This window comes from Spirulina sp. CS-785/01 (assembly GCF_028330525.1).
Taxonomy (GTDB): domain Bacteria; phylum Cyanobacteriota; class Cyanobacteriia; order Cyanobacteriales; family Spirulinaceae; genus JAQMSD01.
Genome location: NZ_JAQMSD010000200.1, coordinates 1 through 8,162 on the forward strand (window position 1 = coordinate 1; position 8,162 = coordinate 8,162).

The 8,162-nt window shown below is 48.2% G+C and carries 5 protein-coding genes; 3 read left to right on the top strand and 2 right to left on the bottom strand.

Annotated elements, in window-relative coordinates; genetic code table 11:
- The first annotated feature begins 242 nt into the window (after positions 1-242).
- The 3 genes from PN462_RS12920 to prfB all read left to right on the top strand — a co-directional run bounded on the left by PN462_RS12920 (position 243) and on the right by prfB (position 5,626).
- Positions 243-1,301, top strand: coding sequence for a M42 family metallopeptidase (locus PN462_RS12920; RefSeq protein WP_272128684.1), 1,059 nt, complete (start codon positions 243-245; stop codon positions 1,299-1,301).
- A 196-nt stretch (positions 1,302-1,497) separates the two neighbouring features.
- The gene (locus PN462_RS12925) at positions 1,498-4,407 is read left to right on the top strand and encodes a DUF4347 domain-containing protein (protein ID WP_272128686.1); all 2,910 of its coding nucleotides are present in this window, start codon (positions 1,498-1,500) and stop codon (positions 4,405-4,407) included.
- A gap of 123 nt (positions 4,408-4,530) precedes the next feature.
- Positions 4,531-5,626 (top strand): peptide chain release factor 2 gene (gene prfB / locus PN462_RS12930; protein ID WP_334310455.1). Its coding sequence is split into 2 segments (ribosomal slippage): positions 4,531-4,602 and positions 4,604-5,626, totalling 1,095 coding nucleotides; the frame shifts between segments, so codons are not numbered across the junction.
- Between the two features lie 7 nt (positions 5,627-5,633).
- Here the strand turns inward: prfB and PN462_RS12935 are convergent.
- Positions 5,634-7,139, bottom strand: coding sequence for a CHAT domain-containing protein (locus PN462_RS12935; RefSeq protein ID WP_272128687.1), 1,506 nt, complete (start codon positions 7,137-7,139; stop codon positions 5,634-5,636).
- Positions 7,140-7,141: 2 nt separating this feature from the next.
- On the bottom strand, positions 7,142-7,978 hold the full coding sequence (locus PN462_RS12940) for a hypothetical protein (protein ID WP_272128688.1): 837 nt from the start codon (positions 7,976-7,978) through the stop codon (positions 7,142-7,144).
- Positions 7,979-8,162: the final 184 nt, after the last annotated feature.

The window sequence follows — 8,162 nt, forward strand, 5'->3', positions numbered from 1 at the left end:
CCGCCCCCTTACAGCTAATCCGGTCTAGAGAAACGACCAGTAGTGTTAATCCGCAATACCCCTGGAGAGCTATTCGCAGCTACGGGAAGGTTATCTCTCCCCACTCCCCCACCTCACGAAGTAGGTGGGGGTCATTGAAAATACGACAGATGTTGAGATCGTCGGTGAATTGGAAACGACTGCTGGGGGATAAGCTCACTTTCTTTATTTACAATAGGTTTAGGCTCAGAAATATTGTACCGTTGTGGGAGTGGGTTGTGGATTGCGATCGCCTCTTTGAAAAAATCACTCAGTTAGTCTTAGCACATTCCCCCAGTGGAGTGGAGAGAGAAATGGATCACCTGTTAATGCAGGAGTTACAGGAATTGGGAGTGGAATATTGGCAAGACAAGGCCGGGAATATTATTGTCAAAATTGCCGGGGAAAGTCGAGAGGGGGCCATTGCCATTACAGCCCATAAAGACGAAATTGGGGCTATGGTTAAAGGGGTTAAACCCGATGGGACTTTAATTATCCGTAAATTAGGGGGATCATTCCCTTGGGTATATGGGGAAGGAGTAGTGGATATTTTAGGAGATTACAGCACCATCTCCGGTATCCTCTCCTTTGGGTCCCGTCACGTCTCCCATGAGTCTCCCCAAAAGGCCACCCAAGACAAACTCCCCCTGCAATGGGAAGATGCTTGGGTGGAAACGAAATGCACCGTCGAGGAGTTACAACAAGTGGGAGTCCGTCCTGGGACTCGCGTGGTGGTGGGGAAACACCGCAAAACCCCCTTTCGTCTCAAAGACCACATTGCCAGTTATACCCTCGATAATAAGGCATCGGTGGCCATTCTGCTGGCCTTGGCGGAGGAAGTGAAGTCTCCTCCCCAGGATATTTATTTGGTGGCCTCTGCGAAAGAAGAAGTCGGTGCAGTAGGGGCCTTATACTTTACGCAGAATCAACCCTTAGATGCGTTAATTGCTCTAGAAATTTGTCCCCTCTCCGTCGAATATCCCATTCAAGATAGTCCGGCCCCAGTTTTACTTGCTCAAGATGCCTACGGCATTTATGATGAGGGGTTAAATCAGGAACTATTAGAGAGTGCTAGTCAAGCCAGTATTCCTGTACAATATGCAGTCATTAGCGGCTTTGGGAGTGATGCGTCCATTGCCATGAAATTTGGCCATGTGGCCCGGGGTGCGTGTTTAGGGTTTCCCACTCAAAATACTCACGGTTACGAAATGACGCATTTAGGGGCAATTACCAACTGTATCACTATCCTCAAACAGTATTGTTTACAAGGGGAAACCCCTTAAACTGAGAGATTAAACTGAGAGAAAAGTTGTCATTCTCCCTAAATTTCCCAACAATAAACAACAGAATCCCCAATAATGCCGATGTCATCCCTCCAGAGTCAGGGTATGCTTAGGATAATACAGAAATTATTACAGGGATGAGCGATGAACCGGATGTGCTAACACCGATTGCGAAAAAATAGAGGAGTGGACTACCATGAACCCCGATCAGAATCTTCTTGTCCAAGAGATACCCCCGTCCTATTCTAAATCAAACCCCTTAATTATCATAGACCCCAACATTCCCGAAACAGGACTGTTGGCCAACAGCAAACTTCCCAACGCAGAGATATTGATCCTCCATCCCCAAGAAGATGGAATTCAGCAAATTAGCGACTATTTACAGGAGCATCAAGAGAATTCCCCAACCGATAAACCCAAATATAATAGCCTGCATTTACTCACTCACGGCGAACCCGGCCAACTCTTGCTCGGAAAGACTACACTGAGTCTGGAGAATTTAAGTCATTATACTCCACTCCTCCGCCAATGGCAACCCTCTTCCAACGCAAAGTTAGAGATTTTACTCTACGGTTGTCAAGTAGCTAGCAATTCACAAGGGGAGCAATTTGTCAAGCAATTAAGTGAGATTACCGGAGCAACCCTAGCGGCCTCTAGGACTCGCACCGGAAACCCTGAACTGGCGGGGGATTGGCAACTCGACTTCACCACCGGGGATATTACTGCTCCCTTTCCTTTCATTGCAGAGATACAGAAGACTTATTCAGGGGTTTTAGCCACCTTTACTCCAGGGAATGTGGCGGACTTAAAAAAAGCCATCCGAAATGCCAATACAACCCCAGGAGCCGATACGATTAATCTAGCGGCGGGTACAACCTTCAGTATTCTAGAAGCAGACGACTTTGATCCAAACGATCCTGACATTGATCCTCATCCCTTTTGGGGGTTTACCGGACTTCCCATCATTGAAGACCCCGCAGGCATCACCATTCAGAGTACCACTTCTGGGACAAAAGCAACCATTGAACGAGGGGGAGGAGCAACCAACGAGTTTCGTCTCTTTCTCGTCAAGCCTAATGCAAAATTAACCCTAAATGACTTAATTGTCAAAGGGGGTAGAGCCAATGAAGTCTCATCATCAGGAGATGATGGGGGGGGACTTCTCAATATTGGGGGAACAGTTAAAATTAACGACTCTGAAATTAGGGAAAACTTCGCCCGCGATGATGGGGGAGGTATTGCTAATGTCGGAGATGGTAGCTATACAGCAGAATTAACCCTCAATAATACTATTGTCACTGGGAATGAAGCTGAAGGGATTGATACTGGTGATGGTGGAGGAGGGATTGAAAATGATGGCAACTCTGATAGTGAGGGTAAAGGAGCAAATTTAACTATTAACGGAGGGGAAATTACCAACAATACTGCCACCAATGGGTCAGGTGGGGGAATTCGGAATCGAGATGGTGCTAAATTAACGATAAATGGAACAAATATTACCGGGAATTCCTCATCTTTTGGTGCAGGAATTGCGGTGGGAGATCCCCAGACGGATGATGCTGCCACTGAGTTAGCTATTGGTAATTCGACAGTAACAGGGAATATAGGAGGGGGAGGGGGTCAAGATGCAGAGGGAGCATTCTACAGTACCCCTTCAGTCGGGTCTAAGCCAACGGTTACGAATAATGGCAATAATACCGTTGATAATACTAATATTCCTGCTTTATTCACTGTCCCAACATTGGAATTAGTGCAACTGGATGAGAGTGGCCAAACGGTGCAAACCCTTGCGGATGGGGGGTCTGTTAACTTGGGGACTGTGTTGGTGGGGAGTGGGGTGACATCCACTACGTTCAGAATTACCAACCAAGGCCAAGATGCTCTAACGTTGAGTAATCTGTTGGCTACTGGAAATTCTCAATTTTCGATTGATGGTAGTTTACAAAGTCCTTTAACAGCAGGACAAAGCACTACTTTCGATTTAGACTTCAATCCTACCACTGCCGGGACATTCCAAACTCAGGTTTCTTTAGAAACCAATGACCCGAATATTACCAATGATCCCTTTGATTTTGCCGTAACGGCCACTGCCACCAATCCGACTCCTGAACCTCCTACGACTCCTGAACCTCCTACGACTCCTGAACCTCCTCCCATTGAACCCGGTTCTCCTGATGGGTTACAGGTGAATGGGAGTAATAATATTTTTACTTTTGGGGGAGTTGGGGGATCAAATCTAGATGTTCAATTATCTGCGTCTCAGACAGGTGAGTTTGAAACCCTCCAGTTAGTAGAGGTGGACGGGAATAATCAAGTCATTAGCACGTTTAATCTGTTCACCACTTTACCTGCTAGTTTTAGTCCTGATGGGTTTGTGGTGAGTTTACAGGAGTCAATTTTTGATGAGTTGCAAGCGGGCGATCGCTTTTCTCTACAATTACAAGATCAAGGGGGAGAGATCACCACTTTCAGTCCCGAAGATTTACAAGTGCAAATTTTAGGCAATAATAACTATTCCCTCGGCTTTGAAACTGGGACTGACGGGAGTTTTGATGATATTGTTGTCAATTTAAATCAAACGGCCAATCCTGTCCCCGTGGGAGTGGGAGAGAATCAAGGGATTAACCAAGAAATTCTTGATTTAAGCAACGTTGTGGGAACAGTGGAAGCGGAATTTACGCTCTATCGAGAAGCGCGATTTAATAATGTGGCAGGGTTATACCGTCTTGATGATGCAGAAGGGACGGTGAATGGCATCACCCCTGGCCAAGAAGGTTATGCCCAAGCGGCCTTGGAAAATCGGGTAGAAAACTTTAATCTAACTGTGGCCAACCAACGAGTCTCAGCCCAACGAACTACCCTCACCGGGGAATCCTTCTATGGAGTCTTCCTCGTTGCTAATGATTCTGTAGAGGACTTCCTAGAGGATAATCCCGAAAATAACGCTGGTGCTGGGCCGCAAGCCTATTTTGCCTTCTTGGGTGCCAATCCTGACCAGTTCGACCATGTGCAACTGTTGGGGAATAATTTATTTGGGTTTGAAGATTTGCCAGGGGGCGGTGATCAGGACTACAACGATATTATTCTCAAGGTGGATATTGTGTAGGGGAGAGTGGGGGAAGACTGGGGAATGGGGTCAGTTTAGCCCCAATTCCCCCTCTCTCGGACTCAATTTGTGGAACAATAGAAGAAGCGTTGTAATTGGATTGGAACACACCCAACAATTTTTATGGAAGTTACGGAACTGAAAAAAGAAGCCGAAACCTTGTCGAATCGCCTGGGTAAAACCCAGGACTATCTTTGACTTGCCTGCATTAGAGGCAAAAATTTACGATTTGGAACAGTTGGCCGCGCAACCGGATTTCTGGGATGATCCTCAACAGGCCCGGAAAACTTTGAAGACTTTGACGGATTTACAGGCGAATCTGGAACAGTATCGACGGTGGGAGAAGGCGTTAGACGATGTTAGCGCGATCGCGGAACTCCTAGAACTCGAAGAAGATGAATCCCTCAAACAAGAAGCCACCCAGAATATTAACCACCTCCATCAAGCCCTAGATCGCTGGGAACTCGAACAACTGCTATCGGGGGATTATGATCAAGAGGGGGCGGTTTTAACCATTAACGCTGGGGCCGGGGGAACCGATGCCCAAGACTGGGCCGATATGCTGTTACGGATGTACACCCGTTGGGGAGAAACCCAGGGCTACAAAGTCCATCTGGCCGAACTCTCCGAAGGAGATGAAGCGGGGATCAAGTCCGCCACCCTGGAAATTTCCGGGCGGTATGCCTACGGGTATTTGAAAGGAGAAAAGGGAACACACCGTTTAGTCCGTATTTCCCCCTTTAATGCCAATGGGAAGCGACAAACCAGCTTTGCGGGAGTGGAAGTCATGCCCGCATTGGAAGACTCCGACCTCAATATTGATCTCCCTGAAAAAGATTTAGAGATCAGTACCTCCCGTTCTGGGGGGAAAGGAGGGCAAAATGTGAATAAAGTGGAAACGGCGGTGCGTGTGGTGCATAGTCCCACCGGAATTGCAGTACGCTGTACTCAGGAGCGATCGCAACTGCAAAACAAAGAAAAAGCGATCGCTCTCTTAAAAGCCAAACTCCTCGTCATTGCCCAAGAACAACGGGCCCAAGAAATCGAAGAAATTCGCGGGGATATGGTCGATGCGGCCTGGGGCAATCAAATTCGTAACTATGTCTTTCACCCCTATCAAATGGTCAAAGACTTACGCACCAACCAAGAAACCACCGCCATTGATGATGTCATGGACGGAGACTTAAACCCCTTTATCGAAGCCTATCTCCGCCACTGATCCACGCCTAATTCCAATTGCCAATCAGAACAAAAGATGCCCAAAAATAGGGATGAGCCAAAAACTGCTCATCTCTACTTTGTAGGGCTGACGGTAAAGGTAACTGTTCACCATTGGACAATTGTATGGTCTCTCCCGTCATGCGGACTTCTCCCCTCAGCATCTTGAGTTGGGCCTGACGGAGGGCTTCAGCTTTAATGGGAGTGTCAGTCAGTTGTAGATAATATTCTGCCATCAAGGCAACGGTTCCCACATCACTCACACGCCATAAACTGGCTAAAGCGGATTTGATGCCTAATTTTACGGCCAGTCCCGCAAACCCTAACTCGGCCTCCTCATTACCGACTGCGGTTCGGCAAGCACTCAAGACCAACAATTCTACGAAAGGCCCCTCCTGTGTAGTCCATTGCAGTTGAGTCGCCATCTCTCCAAACTGGGAAAGGGTGACACGGCGATCGCTAAACTCAAGATAAGAATTGTCTAGAGAACCGGATTGAAAAACCCCATGAGTCGCTAAATGGATAATCCCAAAAGAATCCTGTTGACTCGCTTGCAAGAAGTTATTGACAGTAAATGCCTCATTGAGGAATACTGTAGAATCCCAAGGAGGTTGCGCGATCGTCTGGATTTCTAATTCTACTCCAGGTAGATCCTTGTCATTGGCAAACTGAGAAGCTCCCATCGCCAAAATTGATTGCTGTCTAATATCCGCATACTGCAAATCCGCTAAACCAAAACTCGGTACAGTCGTCACAGCGTATTGTTCAATTAAAAACTGTTGGCCGTCGTGCATCGCTGCTAGGGGGAGGAGACGCAACCCTGAATCCAAAGAAAAGACTAAAACATCAATCTCTCGCCTCGCTAATTCCTCGGCAATCGGGGCAATGATCCAGTCGTACAGTTGCTGGGCTGGAGCTAAAAGCTGATCACGCCCTTGTCCTTGGCGAGTTACTGTGCGTCGCCACTGACGAGCAACCTGCACCACTTCCTCACGGGATAATCTGGGCATCGAGACGCGCTGGGTTGCGGCTGCGATCGCAGCCGGAGTTAGGCTTTTTCCTGAAGCGGTGGCCTGGGTTGGAAATACTGTGAGGGTTTCTAATTGCGTCCCTTGACTGGACACATAGATCAAAGCTGCTTTAGTCTCTGTGGTGCGGGCGATTTGACTTAACAGTTGGACGACTTGTTCTAGGGTGGGGACTTGACCACATCTGGTCAGTTTCAGATAATTACAAAACTGTAGGGCTTGGTATTCTTCTTGTAACTGAATCGCTTGACTCAGGGAGGCTTGTTGCAGTTGGGTTTCATAGGTGGAGCGATCCACTTGAACGCTGGTATTGTCAACTGCCGAGGTTGGGGTTCCATCACTTTCGCCCCTAGGGACAATTTCTAGGGGGTTAGGCCCAGTGACATCGGACTGATTCCCCGATTGTGCCTGAATCCCCATTGGTGCGACTACCGCAATCCAAAGGGTGAGCAAAAAAGCCAGTAATAACCGTTGGTTTTGTCTCATGGTCAAAATTCAAGACTGTAGCTGGTGGAGAAGATCAACCGAACTCCATCTCCCGCAGTGCCTGTAATGTCCGTCAGTGCCGGAACAACGACTAGGGGAACATCGGGAAAGGGGACAACAGAGAATCCGAGGGTTATATCTTGGCCGGTCCATTCTGCGATCGCGCTAGTCTGGGGGGTCAGTTGAATCGCCCCACTCCCAAAAACCCCCACCCCATTCACTCCTTCCACCACCTCCGACTCCGAGCGAAATTGACCTCCCCCAACCCCAAGGGACAGATGAGCTTGACGGGTGTTGTCTGAGAAGGAAAAACGGCCTGTGACTACCCCATAGATGGATGAACCGCCATCTGTCTCCCCAAAGTTGGTCACTCCCGCCACTCCAAAGGCCAAAGCCAACGTTTCCGAGAGTTGGCGATGCACTTTGACATTCACTCCCCCCCCACTCAGGGGAGCGTCTAAATCTACTAACGTTAGCCCTATCTCTGCCCCGAGGATCTCCCTGGGATTGCCCAATCCCACTTTAATCCCCAATACTCCATCACTGCGATCGCTAAATCGGGTTCTCCCCTGTAACCCCATTCCCACTCCCACATCTCCCCATGTGGCCCCATAGGCCGAAGGGGTGACAACAGAAATCCCTGGAGATACTGGTATATCAGGTTGTTGTAAGGTCTCTTGGGGCAACAGGGGCAGCGTTTGCGGTTGAAAGGGTTGAGAGGGAACGGGTTGGCGATGGAGGGGTTGAAAAGGTTGGTTCTCCTCCCTTTTAAAGCCTTCCTGTTTGAATAAGGGAGGAGGCGGTTGAGCAAAGACCGAAGTCTCGATTAACCAGAACATCAAAACTAGACCGCAACCTCTGATCTTACTGCTGTTCATCGTATAATTGGGTTGGTAAGGGGAAGATGGAGACTCCTATCCTTCACGAAGGGGAGGAAATCTTCCCCTTACATGAATAACTGCCCGATAGGGCATCCTGATTAGAATGCGTAACAGTATCCGTCTTTCCTGTGTACAATATGGC